19 protein-coding genes and 1 tRNA gene are annotated in these 23399 nt (G+C 72.6%); 12 read left to right on the top strand and 8 right to left on the bottom strand.

Annotated features, from left to right (window positions below; genetic code table 11):
• Positions 1–16: 16 nt before the first annotated feature.
• Both WMF22_RS03520 and WMF22_RS03515 read right to left on the bottom strand, forming a co-directional pair.
• Positions 17–2629 (bottom strand): protein kinase domain-containing protein, encoded by a 2613-nt coding sequence (locus WMF22_RS03520; protein WP_438037231.1) that lies wholly within the window; start codon positions 2627–2629, stop codon positions 17–19.
• A complete protein-coding gene (locus WMF22_RS03515; RefSeq protein WP_438034838.1) occupies positions 2629–3822 on the bottom strand; it encodes a serine/threonine-protein kinase in 1194 nt (397 codons plus the stop codon). The genes WMF22_RS03520 and WMF22_RS03515 overlap by 1 nt, the downstream gene beginning before the upstream one ends.
• Positions 3823–4191: 369 nt before the next feature.
• Here WMF22_RS03515 and WMF22_RS03510 point away from each other — a divergent pair, with 369 nt between their 5' ends.
• The 7 genes from WMF22_RS03510 to WMF22_RS03480 all read left to right on the top strand — a co-directional run bounded on the left by WMF22_RS03510 (position 4192) and on the right by WMF22_RS03480 (position 11995).
• Positions 4192–4500 (top strand): hypothetical protein, encoded by a 309-nt coding sequence (locus WMF22_RS03510; RefSeq protein WP_437297710.1) that lies wholly within the window; start codon positions 4192–4194, stop codon positions 4498–4500.
• A gap of 50 nt (positions 4501–4550) precedes the next feature.
• Positions 4551–5189 carry a sigma-70 family RNA polymerase sigma factor gene (locus WMF22_RS03505; protein WP_438034837.1) on the top strand — a complete coding sequence of 213 codons (639 nt, stop codon included), beginning with the start codon at positions 4551–4553 and terminating at the stop codon, positions 5187–5189.
• A gap of 266 nt (positions 5190–5455) precedes the next feature.
• Positions 5456–6271 carry a hypothetical protein gene (locus WMF22_RS03500; protein WP_438034836.1) on the top strand — a complete coding sequence of 272 codons (816 nt, stop codon included), beginning with the start codon at positions 5456–5458 and terminating at the stop codon, positions 6269–6271.
• Between the two features lie 673 nt (positions 6272–6944).
• Positions 6945–7772 carry an electron transfer flavoprotein subunit beta/FixA family protein gene (locus tag WMF22_RS03495; protein WP_437297707.1) on the top strand — a complete coding sequence of 276 codons (828 nt, stop codon included), beginning with the start codon at positions 6945–6947 and terminating at the stop codon, positions 7770–7772.
• A gap of 99 nt (positions 7773–7871) precedes the next feature.
• Positions 7872–8876 carry an electron transfer flavoprotein subunit alpha/FixB family protein gene (locus WMF22_RS03490; RefSeq protein ID WP_437297706.1) on the top strand — a complete coding sequence of 335 codons (1005 nt, stop codon included), beginning with the start codon at positions 7872–7874 and terminating at the stop codon, positions 8874–8876.
• Between the two features lie 181 nt (positions 8877–9057).
• On the top strand, positions 9058–11805 hold the full coding sequence (locus WMF22_RS03485; RefSeq protein ID WP_438034835.1) for an ATP-binding protein: 2748 nt from the start codon (positions 9058–9060) through the stop codon (positions 11803–11805).
• Between the two features lie 34 nt (positions 11806–11839).
• On the top strand, positions 11840–11995 hold the full coding sequence (locus WMF22_RS03480; RefSeq protein ID WP_438034834.1) for a hypothetical protein: 156 nt from the start codon (positions 11840–11842) through the stop codon (positions 11993–11995).
• 112 nt (positions 11996–12107) lie between these two features.
• On the opposite strand, the gene WMF22_RS03475 is transcribed toward WMF22_RS03480, so the two are convergent.
• Positions 12108–12181: transfer RNA gene (locus WMF22_RS03475), tRNA-Pro, on the bottom strand.
• A 457-nt stretch (positions 12182–12638) separates the two neighbouring features.
• Here WMF22_RS03475 and WMF22_RS03470 point away from each other — a divergent pair.
• Positions 12639–13247: a response regulator gene (locus tag WMF22_RS03470; RefSeq protein WP_012233257.1), complete on the top strand. Its 609-nt coding sequence runs from the start codon at positions 12639–12641 to the stop codon at positions 13245–13247.
• 77 nt (positions 13248–13324) lie between these two features.
• On the opposite strand, the gene WMF22_RS03465 is transcribed toward WMF22_RS03470, so the two are convergent.
• Positions 13325–14083: a TlpA family protein disulfide reductase gene (locus WMF22_RS03465; protein ID WP_438034833.1), complete on the bottom strand. Its 759-nt coding sequence runs from the start codon at positions 14081–14083 to the stop codon at positions 13325–13327.
• 77 nt (positions 14084–14160) lie between these two features.
• Between WMF22_RS03465 and WMF22_RS03460 the strand changes: the two genes are divergently transcribed.
• Positions 14161–15408 carry a chorismate-binding protein gene (locus WMF22_RS03460; protein WP_438034832.1) on the top strand — a complete coding sequence of 416 codons (1248 nt, stop codon included), beginning with the start codon at positions 14161–14163 and terminating at the stop codon, positions 15406–15408.
• 10 nt (positions 15409–15418) lie between these two features.
• Here WMF22_RS03460 and WMF22_RS03455 read toward each other — a convergent pair whose 3' ends face one another.
• The 4 genes from WMF22_RS03455 to cysS form a co-directional block, all read right to left on the bottom strand.
• On the bottom strand, positions 15419–16864 hold the full coding sequence (locus WMF22_RS03455; RefSeq protein ID WP_438034831.1) for a protein kinase domain-containing protein: 1446 nt from the start codon (positions 16862–16864) through the stop codon (positions 15419–15421).
• 200 nt (positions 16865–17064) lie between these two features.
• Positions 17065–18132: an AgmX/PglI C-terminal domain-containing protein gene (locus WMF22_RS03450; protein ID WP_438034830.1), complete on the bottom strand. Its 1068-nt coding sequence runs from the start codon at positions 18130–18132 to the stop codon at positions 17065–17067.
• A 50-nt stretch (positions 18133–18182) separates the two neighbouring features.
• Complete coding sequence (locus WMF22_RS03445; RefSeq protein WP_438034829.1) at positions 18183–19139, bottom strand: DnaJ C-terminal domain-containing protein; 957 nt, start codon at positions 19137–19139, stop codon at positions 18183–18185.
• Between the two features lie 158 nt (positions 19140–19297).
• On the bottom strand, positions 19298–20875 hold the full coding sequence (cysS, locus tag WMF22_RS03440; RefSeq protein WP_438034828.1) for a cysteine--tRNA ligase: 1578 nt from the start codon (positions 20873–20875) through the stop codon (positions 19298–19300).
• 63 nt (positions 20876–20938) lie between these two features.
• Here cysS and WMF22_RS03435 point away from each other — a divergent pair, with 63 nt between their 5' ends.
• The 3 genes from WMF22_RS03435 (at position 20939) to WMF22_RS03425 (ending at position 23379) form a co-directional block, all read left to right on the top strand.
• Positions 20939–21715, top strand: a complete 777-nt coding sequence (locus WMF22_RS03435) for a rhomboid family intramembrane serine protease (protein WP_437297698.1) — start codon at positions 20939–20941, stop codon at positions 21713–21715.
• A gap of 153 nt (positions 21716–21868) precedes the next feature.
• Complete coding sequence (locus WMF22_RS03430) at positions 21869–22429, top strand: hypothetical protein (RefSeq protein ID WP_437297697.1); 561 nt, start codon at positions 21869–21871, stop codon at positions 22427–22429.
• A complete protein-coding gene (locus tag WMF22_RS03425; RefSeq protein WP_437297696.1) occupies positions 22426–23379 on the top strand; it encodes an MlaE family ABC transporter permease in 954 nt (317 codons plus the stop codon). Before WMF22_RS03430 ends, WMF22_RS03425 begins: the two co-directional genes overlap by 4 nt.
• Positions 23380–23399 lie beyond the last annotated feature (20 nt).

The raw sequence follows: 23399 nt of genomic DNA, 5'->3' as shown, positions 1-23399 counted from the left end.
CCTCAGCGACCACACACTAGAACGGCCTGCACCCCGCCGTGGCGCACGGCCCGGCCGGCTTCGCGCCCTGTTGCTTCGCAGGCGCCGCCGGCTTCGCGGGCGCCGCCTTCTTCCGCTCCTCGATCACCCTCAGAAACGACGGCTTCTGACGCTTCGGCATCGGGTAGAACTCCTCGTCGTCCTCCGCCGCGGCCGGCGCTGCCTTCACCGCCGCAGCTTTCGCCGGCTCTGTCTTCGCCGGCTCCGCCTCTGCCTTCGCCGGCGGCGGCTCCTTCGCCGCCTCCGCTTGCACCTTGGAAGAAGGGGCCTCGGCCTCCGCTGCCGCCCCCTTCTCGGCTGCTCCGGCTTCCGCTGCCGCCTCGGCCGTGCTCGCCGCCGCCTCCGGCGCGGGCGCCTCCGGCACCGCCTCGGCCGGCGGCGCCGCCACCGGCACCGTCTCGGCCGGTGGCGCCGCGCTCGCCGTCGCGCTCTCCGCCGGCGCCGCCGTTGCCGCCGGCTCTCCCGTCACCGCCGCCGGCCCGGCGTCGCGCGCCGAGCGCAGCCCCAGCACCACCCCCACGCCCCCCAGCGTCAGCGCCAGCGCCACCAGCGGTGCCAGCACGTACGCTTTCGGCGCCCGCCGCGGCTGCGTCAGCAGCGCCGCCGGCGTCGTCGGCGTCGGCGTCTCTTTCCTCAATGCCTCCACCGGTCCCGCGCTCGGCGCCGTCACCGAGCTCGGCGCCACTGGCCGCGCCGCGGCCGGCTGCGGCGCCGATGCCGCTCGCTGCATCTCCATCAGCGCCGCCGGCGGCTTCACGTACGGTGCCCCTACTTCCGGCCGCGACGGCACCACCGCCGCTGGCTGTTGCGCCATCGCAGGATACGGCGACGACGCCGCCGCTGGCTGCTGCGCCATCGCCGGATGCGACGGCACCACCGCCACTGGCTGCTGCGCCATCGCAGGATACGGCGGCGACGCCGCCGCTGGCTGCTGCACCATCACCGGATACGGCGACGACGCCACCGCCTGCGGCCCCGTCACCGGCAACGGCGGCGGCGCTACGTACTGCGGCGTCACGTACGGCGGCTCGACCTCCGGCCGCGACGGCACCGCCGCTCGGTGCGTCTCTCTCCACGACGGCTGCGACGGCGCTGCGTACTGCGGCTCCATCGCCGCCCTCGGCGGCGGCACCGCGTAGCTCTCCGCCCTCACCTCCGCCGCCCTCGGCGGCGGCACCGCGTAGCTCTCCGCCCTCACCTCCGCTGGCCTTTGCGGCGGCACCCCGTACCCCTGCGCTCCCGCCTGCGGCAGCGGCGGCGGCCCCGTCCGCTGCGCCATCCGCTCCGCCCACGTCCCCCCGAGCTTCGCCGTCGACTCCAGCGGCTTCAGCGCCGGCAACGGCTCCGTATGCCCCACCCCCCGCCCCCGCGGCACGCGCGACGCAGGCGCGAACGGCAGCGCGCTCGCCGGCGCCACGAACTGCTCCAGCGGCGCCGTCTCCCCGTGCACCACCCGCCTCCCTCGCCTCTCTCCCCTCTCCTTCTCCTCTCCCGCCGCCGCGCTCCCTCGCCCCATCCCGCCCTCCACGCTCTTCCCGCGCGCCTCCTCCGTCTCCTCCTCGCCCGCCGCGCCCCTCTCCTCCTCCACCGGCGCGCTGTCCTCCAGCGCCACCCCCGCGAACGCCGCCTGACGCTCCGCCTCCATCCGCTCCCGCGCCAGCCGCTGCGCCAGCACGTGCCCCGCCGGCACCGTCTCTCTCAAGAGCCCCCGCAGGTCCCGCGCCACGTCGTCGAACCTCGGATACCGCTCCTCACGGTCGATCGCGATGCACCGCGCCACCACCGGCCACACGAACTCCGGGCAATCCGGCACGATCTCGTGCACTGGCTCCGGCGCCGCAACAAGGTGCCCTGTCAGCGTCTCCTCCGCCGTCGCCGGCTCGCTGTCGTCCAGGAACAGGTGCTTCCCCGTCAGCACCTCATAAAAGATCGCGCCGAACGCGTAGATGTCCGTACGCCCATCCGGCCTCGCCCGCTCCACGCGCTCGGCCTTCCTCGAGCTCGTGTACAGCATCTTCACCTGCTCCGGCGAGATGTACCTCACCGTCCCCACGTCCGGCAGATCATCGGTGTTCATCCCGCCGTCCGCGAACTTCGCTATCCCGAAGTCGAGCAGCCACACGTGCCCTTTCGCGTCCGCCTTCGTCCCCACCATGATGTTCTCGGGCTTCAGGTCGCGGTGCCATATCCCCTTCGAGTGCACGAACGTCATCGCGTCCGCCACCTGCAGCATCACGTGCATCGCGCTCAGGAAATCGAGACGGTACGCCTTGTTCAAGAGCTTCCTCAGCGTCCTGCCCTCGAGGTAATCCATCACGATGTACGCCACGTGATCCGGCGACACCCCGGCCTTCTTCATCCTCACGATATTCGGGTGCTTCAGCTTCGGATAGAACTTGCACTCCTGCCGGAACCGCCTCGCGAAGTCCTCTCTCTTCAGGTGCCGTGGCAGCATGCACTTGATCGCCACGACATCTTCCGAGTAGTCCTCCACTGCCTTGTACACCTCTCCCATCCCACCCGCGTCGATCACCTCCGTGATCCGGTAGTCAAGGAACACGTCCCCGGCCTTCAGCGCCTCCCGCGCCATCACCACACCCCCATCCCGCGCAGTACCAGCGCCGCGATCGCCGAGAACACCACCGTGCTCGCAAGCGTCAGCCCCGCGAACAGCCGCGCGTCCACCGGCGCCGTCCCCGCCTCCACCGCCACGCCCGCCACCCCCGCGCCCGCCCCGCTCGTACCCTCCGGCCTCGCCTCGAACCACGCCCTGCTCTGCGGCCCCCACCCCGCCTCCGCCTCCACCGTCCGCGCCGCTCTCCCGCTCCCGTCCTCCTCCGCGAGCTCCGCCCCGATCCGCCCCAGCTCCGCCGCGAACGCCTCGGCGCTCTGGAACCGCTCCTCCGGCCGCTTCGCCAGCGCCTTCAGCACCGCACGGTCCAGCGCCGCCGGGAGCCGCTGCGCCGCGTACCGCGACGGCGGCGCCGGCGTCTCCACCACGTGCGCGCGCAGCAGCGCCAGCGCGTCCTCGACATGGGCGAACGGACCGTGCCCCACGACCAGCGTATACATCAGCAGCCCCACCGCATACACATCCGCCCGCGCATCCACAGGCTGGCACCGCGCCTGCTCCGGCGAGGCCGTCCGTGGCGTCCCCACCAGCAGTCCGGCGTCGGTCGGATACGCCGGCCCGTCCACCGCAGGCGGCGCCCCCGGCGCCGCGCCGGCCAGGGCACCATCGAGCACCTTCGCGACGCCGAAGTCGAGCACCTTCGCGACCCGGGCGTCGCCCGGCGCCGCCGCCCCCGGCGCGCACAGGAACACGTTGTCGAGCTTCACGTCGCGGTGCACGAGCCCCACCCGGTGCGCCGCCGCGAGCCCCGCCAGCACCTGCCGCACCAGCTCGATCGCCTCGGCCACCGGCAGCGGACCGCGCCGCTGGAGCTCCTCCGCCAGGGTCCGCCCTTCGAGCCGCTCCATCACGAAATACGGACGCCCCGACGGCGTCTGTCCCAGATCGAGGACCGACACCACGTGCGGCGACGACACCGCCGCCAGCGCCCGCGCCTCCACCTGCAGCCGGTCCGTGAACCGCGGATCGTGCGCCAGCGCGCGGCGGACGAGCTTCACGACGACCCGCTTCCGGAGCGCGCGGTGCTCCGCCTCGACGACCTCCCCCATGCCCCCGCGCCCGAGCACCCGGACCGCCCGGTAAGGTGTGCCTTCCAGCACATCCCAGGCACCGCCCGAGCGCCCTGAGCCGTCTGAGGTGCCGCGTTCCACCAGCGAGGTCTCCTGAGATGGAAATCACGACCAGGGCGCCGCTTCAGACAAAGAAAATGCACCGGCGATGCCGATTCCTGAAAACTACGTTAATTCAAGCTGTTACCAGCCCTCGCGGCCACGGCCACGACCACGGCAGCGGCGCCGCCCGGCGCTCCGGCGCACGCTCCGCCCCTCCCCTTGCCCCTCCCCTTGCCCCTCCCCTTGCCCCGGCACCCGCCCGCGCCCGGCGACGGCGCGCCTCCGGGGGCGGGGCGCGACAAATCGATCCCGGCGTGTCGCTTTCCTTGTCTGAACCGGCCACCCGGCAGTGATTTAGGAGAAGGAACGGGCGCCGCACGCACGCGGGCCCCCTTGCGCGAGGTCCCCATGACGCACGACGCTTCCGACCAGCACGACGACCTGGAGCCGCCCGGCGACGCCGATCCCATCGTGGAGGCCTGTCTCGCCGACGCGCTCGGCCCGTACCTCGGGGTGCTCTCCCCCGAGGAGCTCGAGGATTACCGCAGGTACCTCACGGTCTTCATCACGACCCACCCGGCGGCGGCGCCGCTCCACGCTCGCTTGCGGGCGAAGGGCTACGTCCCGGCCGGGAGCGGCGCGATGGCCCGCGAGGGCGAGGGCGCGAGCGAGGAGGCGGCGGCGCCCGACGACGGGACCTCCGGCGGGCGGCATTGATCAGGGACCGGCGTCCTCCTCCTTCACCTCACCCTCCGCGGGAGCGCATCATGGCGGCGCTCCCCCTCGCTCGCCGCGTCGCCAGGGCGACCGCGCGGATCTACGGCGTGCGGACGCGCCAGGGCATCGAGGACTGCGAGCAGACGGCCTACCAGGCGCTCCTGGAAGCCGGGCTCGGCTTCGATGAAACGCGCGGCGTCCCCCTCGGCATCTATGCCTGGAAGCGGGTCGCCGGCGCCGTGATGCGGCAGCTGACCCGCGACGCGCCGATCCGTCGCGCCGGCGCCGCCGCCGCGCTCGACGCGGCCGAGTCGATGCGCGACACAAGCGATCCGTTCAGCGACGACGACGACGACGCGTCGGGCCAGCTCATGGCCCATTGCCGGACGCTCGCCTTCACCCGCTTCGTCGGGGACACGGGCGAGCGGCTCAGGGCGCCCCCGGAAGACGCGCTCGCGCGCACGCGCGCCTTCGAGGCGCTCGCCGCGGCGCTCCGCGGCCTCGACGAACGGGAGGCGCGCCTCATCGAGCTGCGGTACTGGCAGGAGCTCTCGTGGGCCCAGGTCGCCGCGGCGCTCGGCGTCCACGAGAAGTACGCGACCCGCATGGACGAACAGCTGCGGAAACGCCTTCGGGGCGATCTGCAGACGAGCCACGTCGAGGAGCCGCCGCCGAGCGAGGGGACCTGAAGGGATCTCCGCGCCGGACCACCCGAGCTTCCGGCGCAAAAGGCAATTACAGGCGATAACACCGTCCTCCCCCTCAAGCCCCTCTCGAGCCGCGAATCAGCTGTAATTGAGCGGTAATGGCGCCGCGGCGCCCCTCCCGGGCGCGCCGCGGGCCGACTCGAAATCTCGCGCCGAGCACAAGAGCCTTTACAATGCCCATCCGGACTGAGAGCTTGACGAATGGTGCATTCCCCGGCGCGTCGCCGGAGGACAACCAAGGAGGCACCATGGCCCTCAAAGACCTCTCTCCTCGTCAAATGGTCCAGATCACAGGCGCATGGCTCGACCCGGAGCGCGAAAGGCCGCGCATCGTGTCGCTGAAGCGGTGCGCCCCGCTCATCGACGATATCGAGGAGGCACACGAAGGCGTCTTGAAGTCGCACCGGCGGCAGAAGAAGGCGGACGACCAGATCTCGGAGATCCAGCAGAAGCTGGTCGCGACCGATCAGATCCATGATCGCAAGGCCCGCGGCGCCCATGCGGTGCTCACCGGCTTCGCCGATCTGGCCGACGATCCCGAGGACGCGGCGATCTACCTCGAGATCCGCGATCAGCTCTTCGCGGATGGGCTCAGGTTCATCGGGGCGAGCTACAGCGATGAGGCGGGCGAGGTGAAGCTCGCGCGCGACCGGCTGACGCCGGAGTCCAAGGCGGCGCTCAGGGCGCTGCCGACGCCGGGGGGCAACCTGCTCAAGGCGGTGCAGGCGTGGTTCGCCGCGGGCGACGAGCTCGGCAAGCTCGACGCGCAGCGGATCCACCTTTCGGCGGAGGACCGGCCGGGAGCGGCCGAGTCGCCCGGCGGGCAGCTCCGGGCGCGCAACCGCTGGATCAAGGTGGTGCGCAGCGTCCTCCAGATGCTGGAGCTCGAGGGGGCCGATGAGGAGACGGCGCGCCGGCTGCTCGCGCCGCTCCAGCGGGAGACGGCCAAGGCCGAGCGCCGGCGCGCGGGCGGCAAGGAGGAGACCGACGAGGAAGGCGGCGCGCCGCCCGACGCCGGCGAGCCAGCGATCGACGAGGGAGCCCCCGCGACCGGCGTGGATTGACGGGGCCGCCCCTCCGCCGGGCCCTCCGGGCTCACTCGATCCGTCAACCCCCCCTCCGCCGGGCCCTCCGGGCTCACTCGATCCGTCAACCCCCCCTCCGCCGGGCCCTCCGGGCTCACTCGATCCGTCAACCCCCCCTCCGCCGGGCCCTCCGGGCTCACTCGATCCGTCAACCACCCCCCTCCGCCGGGCCCTCCGGGCTCACTCGATCCGTCACCAACCCCCCTCAGCCGGGCCCTCCGGGCTCACTCGATCCGTTAACCACCCTTCCGCCGGGCCCTCCGGGCTCACTCGATCCGTCACCAACCCCCTCCGCCATCCCCCCTCTCAACGGATCGCGTCCATCACCAACCCCCTCCGCCGCCCCCCTCTCAACGGATCGCGTCCGCCACCACCCCCCTCCGCCACCTCCTCACAACGGAGCACCTCTGTCTCCCCGCGCTCCGCGAGACCCCTCACAATGGCTCGCGCCCTTCGAATAGGCCGTCGCGTCTGCTTGACGCACCACGTCGGCGCTGCCATGACCGGCTCCCTCCGCCTCGGGCGTGCTGTTTCAGCCGCGCGCGCCGGGTCCACGCATGGGTCCGCCGGCCCGGCTGTCGCAGGCGTGGCGCGTCCTTGCCGAGGCGGACTACGCTCTGCGTTACCACACAGCAACAGGAGCCACCGAGCCGTGAAGATCCTCGTTCCGCTCAAGCGCGTCGCCGATCCGGATAACGCGAACAAGGTGAAGATCCCCGCTTCCGGGGACAAAATCGAGACGACCGGGCTCGAGTGGAAGCCGAACCCGTTCGATGAGTACGCGCTCGAAGCGGCGCTCCGCCTGACCGAGGACGGCAAGGCGCCGAAGACGCGGGCGGGCGAGGTCGTCGTCGTCACCTTCGGACCGAAGGAGACCGAGCAGACCCTCCGCGCCGCGCTCGCCACCGGCGCCGACAAGGCCATCCGGGTCGACGTCACCGACGACAAGCTCGACGGCGACCTCGTGGCCCGCGCGCTCAAGACGCTCGTCGAGCGCGAGAAGCCCGACGTCGTGCTGATGGGCAAGCAGGCCGTCGACGGCGACTCCAACCAGGTCGGCCAGATCCTCGCCGAGCTGCTCGACTGGCCGCTCGCCACGTTCGCCGCGACCATCAAGGAAGAGAAGGGCGCGCTCCTCGTCGGCCGCGAGGTCGACGGCGGCGTCTCCACCCTCCGCGTGCGCCTGCCGGCCGTCGTCACCGTCGACCTGCGCATCGTCGCGCCGACCAGCGTCTACTCCCAGAAGACCGCGCCCGCGTTCAAGTACAACGACGGCGTCCGCTTCGCGGCGCTGCCCGCGATCATGGCCGCCAAGAAGAAGCCCCTCGCCGAGGTGAAGCTCGCCGACCTCGCCGCGGACCAGGCGCTCAAGGTCCAGTACACCGCGTTCCAGCCGCCCCCCGCGCGCAAGGCGGGCATCAAGGTGAAGGACGTCAGCGAGCTCGTCTCGCGCCTCAAGAACGAGGCGAAGGTCCTCTGACGGGGCGCAGCGAGACGAGACGGGACAAGAGGTCGATGACATCGAGGGTGCCGCCGACGCGGACCCCGACCCGCAGCGGCGGGTCGCGCAGGAGGGATCATGGCTGACGTTCTCGTGGTGGCCGAGGCCGCCGATGGAAAGCTGAAGAAGACGACGCACTCCGCTGTCACGTTCGCGCGGCAGGCGGCGGCGGCGCTCGGCGGGACGTACTCGATCCTCGTGATCGGCGACGCCCTCGGCGACGCGGCCGCCGAGGCCGCGACGCTCGGCGCGGCCAAGGTGCTCGTCGCCCAGGCGAGCTCGCTCAAGGACTACGTCGCCGAGCGCTACGTGCCGACCGTCGCGGCCGCCGCCAAGGGGACCGCGAACGCGGATCCCCGCACGCCGGCGACGTACGCCGTCGTCGTGGGCACCGCGAGCGCCTACGGCAAGGACCTGCTCCCGCGCGTCGCGGCGCGGCTCTCGGCAGGGTTCGCGAGCGACATCTCCGAGCTCCTCCCCGAGGGGGGCAAGCTCAAGTACAAGCGCCCCATGTACGCCGGCAACGCGTACGGCGTCTGCACCGTCTCGACCCCCGTCCAGGTCGTGAGCGTCCGCCAGAGCGCGTTCGCCGCCGCCGAGCCGACCGGGTCGACGTCGCCGATCGAGCAGGTCGCTGTCGTCCCGCCGAGCGCGGCGGCCGAGCGCGTCGAGTTCGTCTCCTTCGACCAGGTGAAGAGCGAGCGCCCGGAGCTCACCGAGGCGAAGGTCGTCGTCTCCGGCGGCCGCGCCCTGAAGGAGCGCTTCAACGAGGTCCTCGACCCGCTCGCCGACGTCCTCGGCGCCGCCGTCGGCGCCAGCCGCGCCGCGTGCGACGCCGGCTACGCCGCGAGCGACCTCCAGGTCGGCCAGACGGGCAAGGTCGTCGCCCCCTCGCTCTACGTCGCCGTCGGCATCTCGGGCGCCATCCAGCACCTCGCCGGGATGAAGGGCTCGAAGGTCATCGTCGCCATCAACAAGGACGCCGACGCGCCCATCTTCCAGGTCGCCGACTACGGCCTGGTCGCCGATCTCTTCGCGACCGTGCCCGAGCTCGTGAAGCAGATCCAGGCAGCCCGCAGCTGATCCTCGCGCGGCCGACACGGCCGGGGTGCACCTCGTCCGCCCTCCAGGGATGCGGGCGTACCCCGGCTCACCGGATGAGTCCGTCCAGCGAGGAGTCCACGTTCACGGGCGCGATTTCCTTGTCAGGTCGCGCACGTAGCATCTTGTTCGCGTCCTGCGGCCGTGGGATCCCTTGAGCTCTATGCCCGAACGCCCGGACATGCCGATCGTCGCGGCGCTCGCGCAGGCGCGGGCATTGCTGTACGACGCGGCCAGCACCACGGAGCAGCGGCGGCTCATCGGCCCCACGGTCATGGAGATCGACCGCGCGATCGTGAGCCTCGATCCGACAGCGAGCGCCTCCTTCGAGCTCACGCCGCTCGCGGCGTCGGTGCCGCCGGTCGACACGGAGATCGAGGCGCTGCGCCGCGAGGTCGAGCGGCTGCGCGTGATCACCCAGCACGAGCGCGGGCTCCTCGACGCGCTCCTCAGCGAGAGCCCGCACGGCATCATCGTCTCCGACGGCCAGGGCAAGCTGATCCTCCAGAACCGCGCCTCCGAGCGGATCTGGGCCGGCAGCTCCACCGCCGAGAACGTCGAGGGCTGGGGGCGCTACCGCGCGTTCCACCCCGACGGGCGGCCGTTCGAGGGCGGCGACTGGTCGATGGCGCGGTGCCTGTCGCGCAGGGAGACCGTCCCCGCGGAGGAGATCCACTTCCAGCGCTTCGACGGCACCCACGGGATGCTGCTCGGCAGCTGCGCGCCGCTCTTCTCGCCGGAGGGCGAGATGCTCGGCGCGGTGTCCATCTTCGCCGACATCACCCAGTTCAAGCAGCTCGAGGCGGATCTCCGGGTCAGCAAGACCAAGTTCTCGACCACGCTGAAGAACATCGGCGACGCGGTGATCTCGACCGACGGCACCGGGCGGATCGACTTCATGAACGCCGTGGCCGAGACGCTGACCGGCTGGACGCTCGACGAGGCGAAGGACCGCCGCCTGTCCGACGTCTTCCGGATCATCTCCGAGCAGACGCGCCACGACCTCGACAACCCCGTCACCGAGGTGCTGCGCCACGGCGGCATCATCGGGCTCGACGACACCACGCTGCTCCTGCGCAAGGACGGCTCGGAGCTCGCGATCGACTCGAACGGCGCGCCGATCCGGAGCGAGGAGGGCGAGCTCGTCGGGCTCGTGCTGGTCTTCCGCGACGTGACCGAGAAGCGGCTCGCCGACAAGCGGCGCTACTTCATCGGCGAGGCGAGCCGGCAGCTCGCGCTGTCGGGCCTCGACTACGAGAGCACGCTGGCCAACGTCGCCCGCCTCGCGGTGCCGCACATCGCCGACGCCACGGTGGTGGACATCGTCGAGCCGGACGGCTCGCTGGGCCGGCTCGCGGCCGTGCACGCGAGCGAAACGAAGAAGGCGCTGGGGCGGGATCTGCCGGCCCGCTACCCGACGGATCCCGAGGTGCCGCGCGCGGTGCACGCGGTGCTCCGGTGCGGCGAGTCGCTCCTGCTCCCCGACGTCGAGGGCATGGCGTGGCAGCGCGCCGCGTCGCTGAAGCCCGGCAACGAGTGCTGGTCCGGCGCGCACGACCCGGCGTACCTCGCGCTGCTCCGGGAGCTCGGCGTCCGCTCGGCGATGATCGTGCCGCTGCGCGCCCGCGACCGGACGCGCGGGGCGATCACGCTGCTCTCGACCGAGCCGAGCCGGCGCTACACCGTCGAGGATCTCGCGCTCGCCGAGGAGCTCTGCAACTTCGCCGCGCTCGCGCTCGACAACGCCCAGCTCTACCGCGAGTCGCAGCAGGTCAACCGCGCCAAGGACGAGTTCCTCGCGACGCTCTCGCACGAGCTCAGGACCCCGCTCACCGCGATCCTCGGCTGGGCGCGCATGCTGCGGCAGGGCTCGCTGAAGCCGGACACGCACGTCCGCGCGCTGGAGGCGATCGAGCGCAACGGCACGCTCCAGGCGCAGCTCGTCGAGGACCTCCTCGACGCCTCCCGCATCATCACCGGCAAGCTGCGGCTCGACGTGATGCTGGTGGACCTGCCGCCGATCATCAACGCCGCCATCGACGCGGTCCGCCACGGCGCGGACGCGAAGGGGATCGAGCTGCTCGTGCAGCTCGACCCGAACGCGGGGCCGATCTCGGGCGACCAGACGCGGCTGCAGCAGGTGGTGTGGAACCTCCTGTCGAACGCGATCAAGTTCACCCCGCGCGGCGGCAAGGTCTCGATCCAGCTCGGCAGGGCCGAGGGGCTGGCCCGCATCCAGGTGAGCGACACGGGCCAGGGCATCGTGCCGGAGTTCCTGCCGTACGTGTTCGACCGCTTCCGCCAGGCCGACAGCACGAGCACGCGGCCGCACAGCGGCCTCGGGCTCGGCCTTGCGATCGCCCGCCACCTCATCGAGCTCCACGGCGGCACCGTGAAGGCGGAGAGCGCCGGGGACGGCAAGGGCGCGACGTTCACGGTGGAGATCCCGCTCGCGCCCCGGGGCGCCATCGCGGCCCTCCGGAGGGCCGACGGGCTGGTCCCGCTGTCCAACGAGCTGGAGCCGACGCTCCAGGGCGTCCGGGTGCTGATGGTCGACGACGAGCCGGACGCGCGGGAGCTCGTGACCACGGTGCTGGAGCGCAAGGGGGCGAGCATCACCGCGGTCGCGACGGTCGACGAGGCGCTGTCCGCGATCGAGCGCGAGAAGCCGGACGTGATCCTGAGCGATCTCGGGATGCCCGGGGAGGACGGGTACAGCCTGATCCGGCGCCTGCGCGCGCAGAGCCCGGAGCAGGGAGGGCGAATCCCCGCGGCGGCGCTGACGGCGTACGCGAGCGCACAGGACCGGACGCGCGCGCTGCTGGCGGGGTTCCAGTCGCACGTGCCGAAGCCGATCGAGGCGTCGGAGCTTGCGGCCGTGATCGCCAACCTCGCGGGGCGCACGGGGTAGGACCGCAGCCGCTCATGCCTACCCTGACGAGCACGTGCACGCGCACGCGCACGAACACGCGCACGAACACGATCACGAACACGAACACGAACACGCGGACATGGACGAGCACGTGGACGTGCGCGTGCGCGTGTTCGTGCGCGTGCGCGTGATCGTGTTCGTGATCGTGGACGTAAACGACCAGCCGTAAACGTAACCGCCGACGGCCAGGAGCCCCCCCGCTCCCGGTCTCCCTGCCGGCACCCCCAAACGACGAAGGGCGGCCATCAGGCCGCCCTTCGTGGATCCCCAGCTGAACTGAGTCGGGGCGAGAGGATTTGAACCTCCGACTCCTCGGTCCCGAACCGAGTGCGCTACCAGGCTGCGCTACGCCCCGTTCGCTGCCCCAAGAGCAACGCCCGCTGAACAGCGGGCGCGCAACATCGCCAAGAGCGAGCCTCTTGTCAAGACGAAATGATCCGGGCTCCACCGCTGCACCGCGAGCTCTCAGCCCTTCCCCGGAAGCGCCCGCGCACCGCATGACGGCCAGATGACAAAAAACGGCAAGAATTCGCTCACTTCAAGGCCACCCCGGCGCCCCGGACGTTTCACGAAGCCAAGAATCGTGGGAGCGCAAGAAAAATGTCCCGTCCCAACTTGCTCAGGCCGTGTTAAAGTGTCACTGGAATCCCGATGTTGCCGAAAGGAAGCAGAGAGCGAGGCGTCTGGTGCGCCGGTGAGGGCCTCGCCCCCTGCTCGCGCAACTTGAGCAGGGGACCGCACGGGCGGCCCCTTCCAGAACGGACCAGGGCGACCGGCCGGCTCCGGCGGTCGTGACGTGAGAGGAGGAACAGGTGGCAATTGAGCTTCCCGCTGTACGCATTCTGATCGTCGACGACGACCGCGCGATCTGTGACTACATGCAGACGCTGCTCGAGCGCGACGGGTACCAGGTCAAGACGCTGGGCGACCCCACGACCGTGGAAGAAGAGGTGCGCACGGGCGGCTACCACCTCATCATCCTCGACCTGATGATGCCGAAGCTCGACGGCATCGAGGTGCTCAAGCGCATCCGCAAGGTCGACAACGACATCGCCGTCGTCATCTTCACCGGCTTCCCCAACCTCGAGAGCGCCGTCGCGTCCATGAAGCTCGACGCGGTCGACTACATCAAGAAGCCGTTCAACGTGGACGAGTTCCGCGAGGTGCTCGCCCGCGTCATGCGCAAGAAGGGCCTCGCGCGCACGCCCGAGGAGCAGCTCCACCGCGTCATCGGCGACACGATCAGGAACCTCCGCAAGGACAAGGACCTCACGCTGAAGCAGATGGCGCGCCGCACGGGGCTCAGCGTGTCGCTGCTGTCGCAGATCGAGCGCGCCGAGTCGTCGGCGTCCATCTCGTCGCTCTACAAGATCGCGGTCGCGCTCGAGTCGCGCATCCAGGACCTCTTCGGCCACTACTGATCCGCTCGCCGGGCGGCGACGCCTGGCCCGCCGCGCGCGCAGCATGGACGCACGCGCGCGCCCGGGCCGGCGCCGGCTCAGCGCCGCGCGCCGCGCTCGATCGCCGCGTCGAGTTCGTCGAGCGCGAGGCCGGCGATCGCCTCGGCCCGCGCGCCCGACGTGTCGAAGACGATCACGTACGGCAGCTTCGAGACCTGCTTCAGATACCGCCGGGCGAGCGGGCTGTCCCAGTCGACGATGTCGAGCTTGCGGTACGCGACGTCCTTGCGGGCCTCGAGCACCGTGACCATGTGCGCGTCCAGCTTGCGGCAGGGCATGCACCAGGCCGCCACGAAGTCGATGACCGTGACTTTGCCCGGGACGATGTGGGCGCCGAGGTCGGGGATGTCCGCGCCGCCGTCCTCGATCGTCCGGGCGTCCGCGCCCTCGGGGAACGTCGCCCAGCCGAGGTACTGCCCCTGGCCGGCGCCGAGCACCGCCTCGAACCCCTCGTCGGCGGCGAGCCGCTTCACGGTCCCCGCGACGTCGAACGACCGCGACGCGGTGACGGAGATCTCGGCGCGGCGCCTGTCGAAGGCGGCCGAATAGACGCCCGGGCGCTCGCGGAGATCCGCGACGAGCTCGGCGCCGCACGCCTCGCAGTCGATCTTCCGCAGGGAGACGACCGTTGTGCTCGCGCCCTCCGGGACGGGCTGCACGCCGCCGCAGGCGATCAGCAAGCCGCCGCAGGCGATCAGCAAGCCGCCGCAGGCGCTCAGCCAGCCGCCGCAGGCGCTCAGCCAGCCGCCGCAGGCAGCCAGACGAAGGGCCGAAGAGAGGGCGTTCGCGCTTCGCACCGCGTCCTTCGAGCTACCTTGCCCGCCTTCTCCGCGCGGCGCAACGTCGTGTAGGCTGGGCCGCGATGAGCTCCGTCGTGACCCGTACGCTGCCGGCCGATCACGTCACGCCGGTCCGCGCCTACGCCGCGCTCCGCGCCCAGTCGCCGGGCCGATCGTCGTTCATGCTCGAGTCCGCCCTGCCCGGCGAGCGCTGGGGCCGCTACGCGATCCTCGGCTACAGGGCGCGCGCCGAGACCCTCCTCCCGAGCGGGTTCGACCCGTTCGCGACGCTCGCGGACGGGCTCGCGCAAGCCGCGGCGGCGGACGCGTCGAAAGCGCCGGACGCACAGGGCACGGCGCGCGACCTGGCGGCCGGCGTCTGTCAGGCCTGGGTCGGCTTCCTCGCGTACGACGCGGTGCACCTGCTCCTGGGCGTCGAGCCGTGGCCCAACGAGGCCTACCTCGGACGGGTCATGAAGGACGCGACCGTCGTCGTGTTCGACAGCGTGGCGCAGACCATGACGATCGCCGGCCAGTCGCAGGGCGCCGTGAGCCGATGCGCCTGGGAGCTGTCGCACGGGCCAGAGCAGATGAGCCTGCCCGCGCTCGATCCACACGCCCTGCCGGAGCACGTCGAGACGCCGGTGGCCGACGAGGACTTCGCCGCGAAGGTGGCCGCCGCGCACGAGCGCGTCGCGGCCGGCGAGGCGAAGGAGGTCGTGCTCGCCCGCAGGTTCCGGGCCCCGCTGCGCGGCGCGGATCCGTTCGACGTGTACCGGGCGCTGCGGGTGCTCGCGCCGTCGACCCACCTCTACTTCCTCGACTTCGCGGAGTCGCCGTTCGCGCCGGGGCTCACCGTGGCAGGCGCGTCGGGCGAGACGCTCGTCCGCGTCGAGCGCGATCCATCGGCGGGGCCGAGCGCAGGCGGCGCGTCGCCCGTCGAGGCGCTGCGCGCCGCCTTCGCGCGCGGCAGCGCGGTCGGCGCGCCGGCGGCGCATGCGAGCGGCGTCAGCCGGCGCCTCGAGGCCGGCCCGCGCCAGATCTACGGCGGCTCGGTCGGGTACTTCGGGCCGGAGGGCGCGGAGATGGCGCACGCGCTCGGCGCCATCTGGGTCGAGTCGGGCTACTTCGAGACGATGACCGGCGCGCGCATCGGGAACGGGAGCGACCCGCGCGCGGCGTCGGAGCGGACGCGCGGCGACGCGCGCGCGGCGCTGTCGGCGATCCGCGCGGCGCAGGAGGCGCGCAGGGCGAGCGACGCGGCCGCGGAGAAGAGGGCCGCCGCCGAGAAGGCCGCCGCCGAGAAGGCCGCCGACAACGACGACGCGGTCCGGAGCGCGTAGCGCGCGGCGCTCAGTCGGGCAGCAGGCTCTGGCGCACGCGCGCGCCCGTGGGGGCCGCCCCCGTGGCGGTGCCTGGCCGCGCGAGGCGCGACGACGCGGCGGCCTGGGGCGCGGTCGCCGCCGCGCGGGCGCCGCTCGGAGCAGGCTCGGGAGGCGCCGGCCGCGCCGGCGGCGAGGCGATCGCCTCGAGCGCGGCGGCGCGCGCCGCCCGGGCCTTGCCGGCGGCGAGCACCGCCGCGAGCACGGCCGCCCTGGCGCCGGTCGCGGCCATCACAGGCCTCGGGCGCTCGGGCCGCGTGAGCGTGACGAACGTCGCGACGCCCATCAGCGCGACGAGGCCGACGGGGAGGAGCCAGCCGAGCCGCGTGGGCGACGCGAGCCCGCGCAGCACGCTGGCGCTCTCCGCGCCGAGCAGCGTGTCCGGCGGCGTCGTGCGGCTCGCGGTCGGCGGCTCGGAGCCGGCCTCCGGCCGCACGACGGCGCGAGGGACCGCGGCGCTCCCCTGCGCGAACGCCGCGACCGGCGCCCGCGCCGAGGCGGCCCCGGCAGCGCGCGCCGACAGGGGCGGGCGCTGGAGGCCAGAGGAGGGCGGCGGCGCGTGCTCCGCGATGCGAGCGAACGACGACACCATCTCCTCCACCGAGCGGAAGCGCCGGGCCCGGTCGCGCGCGAACGCCTTCTCGAAGAAGCCGTCCAGCGCGGCAGGCAGCCTCGGCGCGAGGCGCGTCGCGATGGGCACCGGCGCGAGCAGGATCTTCGAGGCGACGACGCTGGCGATGTCGCCGGGGAACGGGAGGTGACCGGTCACCGCGCGAAACAGGATCGCGGCCAGCGACCAGAGATCGGTCTGCGCGTCGAGGGTCCGCTCCGCACGGATCTGTTCCGGGCTGAGGTAGTGGAGCGCGCCCGCGCTGATCTCCGCCGCGATCTCGCCGACGAGCCGCGGCGCGACCGCCCTCGGGAGGCCGAAGTCGAGCACCTTCACGACCTCCTCGTCGCCCTCCAGCGCGAGGAAGAGGCTCTCCGGCCGGAGGCCCTGGTGAAGGAGGCCCGCCGCGTGGGCGGCCTGCAGGGCGTCGCCGGCCTGCGCCGCGACGCGCGCGGCCTCGTCCAGCGAGAGCCGGCCGCGCCGGACGAGGCGCGCCGCGAGATCCTCGCCGGAGAGCAGGTCCATCGCCAGGTAGACAACGCCGTCCTCGGCGCCGTGATCGCGCACGCTCACGACGTGCCGCGACGAGAGCTCGGCGGCGGCGCGGACCCAGCGGTCGAGCCAGAGGATCTCCCCCGTGGCGCCGGCGTCGGGGTCGAAGAGCTTCAGGGCGACGCGAACGCCCAGCCGGAGCTCGCGCGCGGCCCAGACCGAGCCGCGGTCGCGCGCGATCCGCGCGAACGGACGCGCGAGCTGCCTCTCCAGCAGATACTTCCCCCCAACGATGGTGCCCGGTGAGATATCCATGGGTTACCTGAGCCTCCTCCCCCACCGTAAAGTTGCACATACGCCATGCGGCGCAATTTGGCGTTGCGGGTCGCTGCACGGTTTGCTTGTGCGACCGCCTCGACCGTGCAGGCGGCGGGAGCGTTCGCACCACACGCCGCGCGCGGGAAGAGGCGAGTCGTACCGTGGAGCACAAGGGGCCCGTCCCGGTTGGGGCGGACCTAGGGCGCCGAGGGCTGCGGCTCGGGCGACAGCCGGAGCGGTACGACGAAGCGCAGGTCGCCACCCTCCGGCGCCGGGAACGTGAGCGCTCGCGCGCGCCGGAGCACGCAGCGGGTGAGCCGTTCGTCCGGGAAGCGCGACTCGGCCTCGAAGGCCTCGTCGACGGCGCCGCTGTCGGTCACGTGAAAGCGGATCGCGAGGCGGCCCCAGAGCGCCGGCGCGCCCGCGAGGGCCTCTTCGTAGCAGCTCCGCCACACGGGCAAGGCCTCGGCCAGGGCGGCGGAGATCGCGTCCGGCTGGAGCTCGCCCGGGCCGGGGGCGAGGACGGACGGCGGAGGCTCGACCGGCTCGTCGCCCGGATAGACCTGCAGCGTGGCCACGACCGTCGAGCCGGCCTTGGCCCCGGGGAGCGGGAGCGACCGGGCGCGCGCGGCGAGGCACGAAACGACGTCCGGCGCGGAGAGCGTGGACGAGGTGGCGCGCGCCCCGGTGACCTTGCCGGCGCGGCTCACCGTGAGCCGCACCGTTGTCTTGCCGTGAAGCGTCGGGTCCCTGTACGCGCGCAGGCGGTAGCACGAGTAGACGTGGATCCAGAGGTGCCGCCGGGCGATGCGCTGCACCTCGCTCGCCTTGAGCGGACCCTTCACGTGGTCGACGTCCACGATGATCCTCGGCAGCGGGTGCCCCTCGGCCGGAGGCGGCGGCGCGGGAGGATCCCCCCTGCCCCCGGCGTTCCAGCGCTTCTGCTCCGCCGCCTCGGCCTTGCCGCGAGGCACGAGGTGGCGGCCGAGCTTGTAGGGCGGATCGATCGCGATCGAGGGCCCCTGCGAGGCGGCGCGCGCGTCGCCCTCGGCGGCCGCCGCGGACGGGTCCCCGAGGGAGGCGCCCGGCGCCGCAGGCGAGAGCGCCGGAGGCGCGGCCGGGGCGGGCGGCTCGGTGGAGGAGGCGGCAGGCGCCAGGGCGTCCACCCGCCTGGGCGGACCGGCGGCCGGGGCGGAGAGGCCGGCGGCGCGCGGGACCGGGCGCGGCGGCGCCGGCGAGGCGCACGCGGCGAGCGCGATGGCCACGGCGAGGAGCGGACCGTACGCGCGGCGCGCGCCGCGCCGGGAGGCCGCGCTCAGAACCGGAGATCGCCGCGCGGCGCCTCCACCTTGCCGTCGAGCGCGTCGATCGCCTTCGCGACCTCGGGGTCGTCGGCGGTGGGGACGTGCACCACGAACTTCACGTAGAGATCCCCGGGCTCCTTCGCCTTGCGGGCGATGCCCTTGCCGCGCAGCCGCATCACCTGGCCGGTCTGGGTGCGCGCCGGGATCTTGAGCGTCACCTCGCCGTCGGGCGTGGGGATGCGGATCTTCTCGCCCCGGTAGGCCTCGCCCAGGGTGACGGGGACGTCGAGGTGGAGGTCGTCGCCCTCGCGCTTGAAGAACGGGTGCGGCGTGACGTGGATGTTGAGCAGCAGATCGCCGGGCTCGCCGCCGCCCATGCCCGGCGCGCCCTGGCCGCGGATGCGCAGGCGGCTGCCCTCGGCGGCCCCGGGCGGGACGCGCACCGTGACCGGCTCGGGATCACCCTCACGCTGGAGCTGGAGCGTCGTGCCGCGCACCGCCGACACGAAATCGATGGTGAGGTTCTGCTCGATGTCGCCGCCGCGGCCGCGCGCCGGCTGCGGGCGGCGGCCCGCGCCGGCGCGGCCACGGCCAAAGAGGTCGCCGAGGATGTCGCTGAGGTCGCCGCCGGCGGGGGCGTTGCCGAAGATCTCCTGGACGTCGAAGCCGCCGGGGCCGCGGCCCCCGCCGCCGGCCCGCGCGTTCGCGTAGCGGCGGTAGGCGCGGGCGCGCTCGGGATCGAAGTTCTGCGAGAGGCTCTCCTCGCCGAACTCGTCGTAGAGCGCGCGCTTCGTCTTGTCGCTCAGCACCTCGTGAGCCTGGTTGATCTCCTTGAACCTCTGCTCGTTGGCCTTCCCCGGGCTCTTGTCCGGGTGGTACTTCATCGCGAGCTTGCGGAACGCCTTCTTGATGCTGTCCTCGTCCGCGTCGCGCGAGACGCCGAGCACGGAGTAGAGATCACGAGCCATGGTCGTCCGTCATCGTTCTGGTCCGCGGGAGGTGCGAGGCGCGCGGACCGCTGCGGGCCTTCATCGGGCCGAAACCTAGATCTGCCGTTGGTCCTCGTCCACTGGGGGCCGCCGCCTGCGCGAGCGCCAGCCGTGGAACGCGCAGGGCGCGGCGCGCCTCAGGCGCTCACCCGGAAGGTCGTACCGGTGGGAGAGTCGGCAACCTCGATGCCGTCGCGCTCGAGCTCCTTCCGGAGGGCGTCGCCCCGCGCGAAGTCCTTCGCGGCGCGCGCCGCGGCGCGCTCGGCGAGCTTCGCCTCGATCGCCTGCCGGGTCGTGCCGAGGAGCCCGAGGCGCTGCTCCTGCGTGCGGGCCTGGTAGACCGGAGAGGGCGTCTGCAGCAGGCCGAGGACGTCGAGCGAGGACCGCAGGGCCGCGTGGAGGCGGCGCGCGAGCGGCGGGGCGGCGCGGGCGACGTCCTGGTCCTTCCCCCGCCGCTGCGCGGCGTCGGCGAGCTCGTTGGCGGCCTTGGCGACCTCGGCGATGATCGAGAGCACGACGGGGGTGTTGAGGTCGTCGTCGAGCGCGGCGGCGGCGCGGCCCGGCGCGCCGTCCGCGAGCGCGGCGAGCGCCGCGAACCCCTTCGGGAGCCGCGCCGGCAGCTCCGGCGCGGCGCCCTCGCCGGCGGGCGGGCCGGCGAGCGCGGAGAGCGCGGACAGTCGATCGAGCGTCGCATACAGGTAGTCGACCCGGCGCTCGGCCTCGACCACGCCGGGGAACACGACCCGGCCGTCGTCGCGCTTGTGGGTGTCGAACTCGAGCGGGCCCCGGTAGTGGACCGTGAGCAGGAAGTAGCGGAGCGCCTCCGGGTCGTTGCGCGCGTAGACGTCGCGGAGCTTGACGAAGTTGCCGAGCGACTTCGCCATCTTCTCCTTGTCGACGTTGACGAAGCCGTTGTGGATCCAGATCGAGGCGAGCGGCGCGTCGTCCGGATGGGCGGCCTCGCTCTGGGCGATCTCGTTCTCGTGATGGGGAAAGACGAGATCCATGCCGCCGCAGTGCACGTCGAAGCCGGCCCCAAGGTAGCGGCCCGCCATGGCGGAGCACTCGATGTGCCACCCGGGGCGCCCCTTGCCCCACGGGCTGTCCCAGCCCCACCCGCCGGGGGCGACCCCCTTCCAGAGCGCGAAGTCGAGCGGATCGCGCTTGTCCTCGCACGGACCGACGCGCGCGCCGACCCGCAGCTCGTCGAGGTTGCGCTTCGAGAGCTTGCCGTAGGAGGGGAAGCTGCGGACCGAGTAATACACGTCGCGGACGTCGCGAACGTCGCCGGGCCGCTCGACGACATAGGCGGCGCCTCGCTCGATCAGCCGCTCGACGAGGGCGATGACCTCCGGGATGTGCTCCGAGACCTTCGGCTCGACGTCGGGCGCCAGACAGCCGAGGGCGGCGACGTCGTCCTGGTACAGGCGAGCCATCCGCGCCGACAGGTCCATGGGGGGCTCGCCGGACTCGGCCGACCGCTGCAGGATCTTGTCGTCGACGTCCGTGACGTTTCGAACGTAGACGACGCGGAGGCCGCGCGCCCTCAGGTGGCGGACGAGGATATCCGGGGCGAGCGCGGCGCGGCCGTGCCCCACGTGCGCGACGTCGTAGGTCGTCGGGCCGCAGCAGTACATGCGGACCTCGCCAGGCCGCCGTGGGGCGAGCGGGGCGAGCTTCTGGGTCAGCGTGTCGTGGAGGCGCAGGGCGGACATCGGCCGGGGGTCTATCAAGGCAGGCGGATGCTGTCACGGGCCCGCGTGCTTAAGGTGACCGCGATGCTGCCCGTCCGTGACCAACTGCCCACCCGCAAGCTGCCGGTCGTCAACTACCTGCTGATCGCGCTCAACGTCCTCGGTTTCTTCTGGATGCGATCGACGATCGCGGCCGGGTTGCCGCCCGACCGGCTGCTCTCGGCGTGGGGCCTCGTGCCCGAGCAGCTCCTGGAAGCGCCGAGCGACGCGTGGTGGACGGTCTTCAGCAGCATGTTCCTGCACGATCCGACGGGGTGGGCCCACCTCGGCGGGAACATGCTGTTCCTCTGGATCTTCGGCGACAACGTCGAGGACGCGCTGGGCAGCGCCCGCTACGCGGCCTTCTATGTGCTGTCCGGGATCGCCGCCGCGGCCGCGCAGGTCATCATCGATCCCGGCTCGACGATCCCGATGGTGGGCGCCTCGGGCGCGATCTCGGGCGTGCTGGCCGCGTACGCGTCGCTCTACCCGCGATCGCCGATCACGGTGCTGAACCCGATCTTCCTCCTGTGGTTCATCTTCGGGCTGTTCCTGGAGCTCCCGGCGTGGCTGGTCATCCTCGAGTACTTCGTCGTGAACCTGCTGAACGGGCTCGGCTCCATCGGCGTGCGCGGCGGCGGCGTGGCGTTCTTCGCGCACCTCGGGGGGTTCGTCGCCGGGCTCTTCCTCGTCCGCATCTTCATGGCAGGGCGCGCCCGGCGCGAGCACGAGCGCTGGCAGCACTTTCGCCCGTCCCCCCGGCGCCCCGATGCCCGCCGGCCCCCGCCGTGGGACGCGCCGCGGCGGCGAGGCTCCTGGTGACGGCGAGCTGCGACCAGGAGCGCCCCGAGGTGCGGCGGCCCGTACGCGGCGCGCGGCGAAAAGGCCGGTGAGATCCGAAGGATCTCGCCGGAACGGCCAGGCTGCTCGCGGTTCGCCCAGGATGCAAAAGCGTGATAGCGTCGGCCCGCAGCGATGCGACGACCCCTTCGAAGGCGCCTCACCGCCGCGGGTTCTGCGGGCGAGGCAGCGGACCCCCGAGCCTGGCTGCTCGCCGTCGCGATCGCGCTCGCCGCCTGCGGAGGGCCGTCGTTCGACGGGACGGTCTACCGCAGCGCGGACGTGGCGTTCCGCGTGCCCCCGGCGCCGGCGACCTGGGAGCGGCTCGATGTGTCGGACGCGGCGGTGGCGTACCGCGACGACACGAACGGGGCGACCATCGCCCTCAACGGGCGCTGCCGGAACGAGGAGGACATCCCGCTCGTCTCGCTGACCAACCACCTCTTCCTGCACTTCACCGAGCGCGAGGTGCTGAAGCAGGAGGTCGTGCCGTTCGACGGCCGCGAGGCGATGCACACCGTCATGTCGGCGAAGCTCGACGGGGTGCCGAAGGTCTTCGACATCTGGGTGCTCAAGAAGAACGGCTGCGTGTACGACATGCTCCTCATCGCCGATCCCGCCCGCTACGCCGGAAGCGAGCCGGCGTTCACGCGGATGGTCCGCGGCTTCTCGACCCTGCGCACCGATGACCGATGACGACTGATCGCAAACGGCCCGCGGCGGCGCCGCCGCCCGCCTCGAACGGCCCGCCGGCCGCCTCCTCCGGCGGGGGCTCCACCAGCGTGCCCCCGCAGAGCACGCAGCCGACGAGCGTGCCCCCGCAGAGCCTGGCGCCGAACAGCCTGCCCCCTCCGCCGCTCCCCCCGCTCCTCGCCCGGATCAACGAGAACGCGGTCGGGTTCGTCGAGCACCTCGGGCAGTTCGGGCGGATGACCTGGGGGGCGCTCAGGTCGATGTTCGAGCGGCCGCTCGAGATCCGCTCGACCCTCTACCAGATGGAGGCGCTCGGCGTCCGCTCGGCCGCCATCGCGTCGGTGACGGCGCTCTTCGTCGGGATGGTCATGGCGGTGCAGTTCGCCATCGGCCTGCAGAAGTTCGGCGGCATGGAGTACACCGGCCGCATCATCGGCCTGTCGTTCTCGCGCGAGCTGGCGCCGACGCTGACGGCGGTGATCGTCGGCGGCCGCATCGGCGCCGGCATCGCGGCCGAGGTGGGGTCGATGGCCGTCACCGAGCAGATCGACGCGATCCGCGCCCTCGGCGCCAGCCCGCTGAAGAAGCTCGTCCTGCCGCGGCTGCTCGCGAGCGTCGTGGTGATGCCCGTGCTCGGCGCGTTCGCGCTCGTGCTGGGCTTCGGCGGGGCGATGCTCGTCTGCGCGACCGAGTTCGGCATCCCCGCCGGCTTCTTCCTGCGAACGGCGCTCGGCTCGGTCACGTTCAACGATTACTTCAGCGGGATGTACAAGACGCCCTTCTTCGGGGCGATCATCGCGCTCGTCGGGTGCCACTTCGGGCTGATCACGCGGGGCGGAACGGAGGGCGTCGGCCACGCGACAACGCGCACGGTGGTGGTGACGTCGATCGCCATCCTGATCGCCGACTTCTTCCTGACCAAGATGTCCATCCTGCTCTTCCCGACCCGGTGAGCAGGGGCGGTCCGGGAGGC

Origin of the sequence: Sorangium sp. So ce204, from assembly GCF_051526795.1 — a bacterium.
GTDB lineage: Bacteria > Myxococcota_A > Polyangia > Polyangiales > Polyangiaceae > Sorangium > Sorangium cellulosum_B.
Note: the sequence above shows the minus strand (reverse complement) of the source record. Positions and strands in the feature narration are given on the sequence as shown.

What these genes read in the sequence shown, in the direction of transcription:
- WMF22_RS03520 (WP_438037231.1), bottom strand. Translation starts at nt 2,629, where the DNA reads ATGGCGCGGGAGGCGCTGAAGGCCGGGGACGTGTTCCTTGACTACCGG.
- WMF22_RS03510 (WP_437297710.1), top strand. Translation starts at nt 4,192, where the DNA reads ATGACGCACGACGCTTCCGACCAGCACGACGACCTGGAGCCGCCCGGC.
- WMF22_RS03505 (WP_438034837.1), top strand. Translation starts at nt 4,551, where the DNA reads ATGGCGGCGCTCCCCCTCGCTCGCCGCGTCGCCAGGGCGACCGCGCGG.
- WMF22_RS03500 (WP_438034836.1), top strand. Translation starts at nt 5,456, where the DNA reads ATGGCCCTCAAAGACCTCTCTCCTCGTCAAATGGTCCAGATCACAGGC.
- WMF22_RS03490 (WP_437297706.1), top strand. Translation starts at nt 7,872, where the DNA reads ATGGCTGACGTTCTCGTGGTGGCCGAGGCCGCCGATGGAAAGCTGAAG.
- WMF22_RS03485 (WP_438034835.1), top strand. Translation starts at nt 9,058, where the DNA reads ATGCCCGAACGCCCGGACATGCCGATCGTCGCGGCGCTCGCGCAGGCG.
- WMF22_RS03455 (WP_438034831.1), bottom strand. Translation starts at nt 16,864, where the DNA reads ATGGATATCTCACCGGGCACCATCGTTGGGGGGAAGTATCTGCTGGAG.
- WMF22_RS03445 (WP_438034829.1), bottom strand. Translation starts at nt 19,139, where the DNA reads ATGGCTCGTGATCTCTACTCCGTGCTCGGCGTCTCGCGCGACGCGGAC.
- cysS (WP_438034828.1), bottom strand. Translation starts at nt 20,875, where the DNA reads ATGTCCGCCCTGCGCCTCCACGACACGCTGACCCAGAAGCTCGCCCCG.
- WMF22_RS03435 (WP_437297698.1), top strand. Translation starts at nt 20,939, where the DNA reads ATGCTGCCCGTCCGTGACCAACTGCCCACCCGCAAGCTGCCGGTCGTC.
- WMF22_RS03430 (WP_437297697.1), top strand. Translation starts at nt 21,869, where the DNA reads ATGCGACGACCCCTTCGAAGGCGCCTCACCGCCGCGGGTTCTGCGGGC.
- WMF22_RS03425 (WP_437297696.1), top strand. Translation starts at nt 22,426, where the DNA reads ATGACGACTGATCGCAAACGGCCCGCGGCGGCGCCGCCGCCCGCCTCG.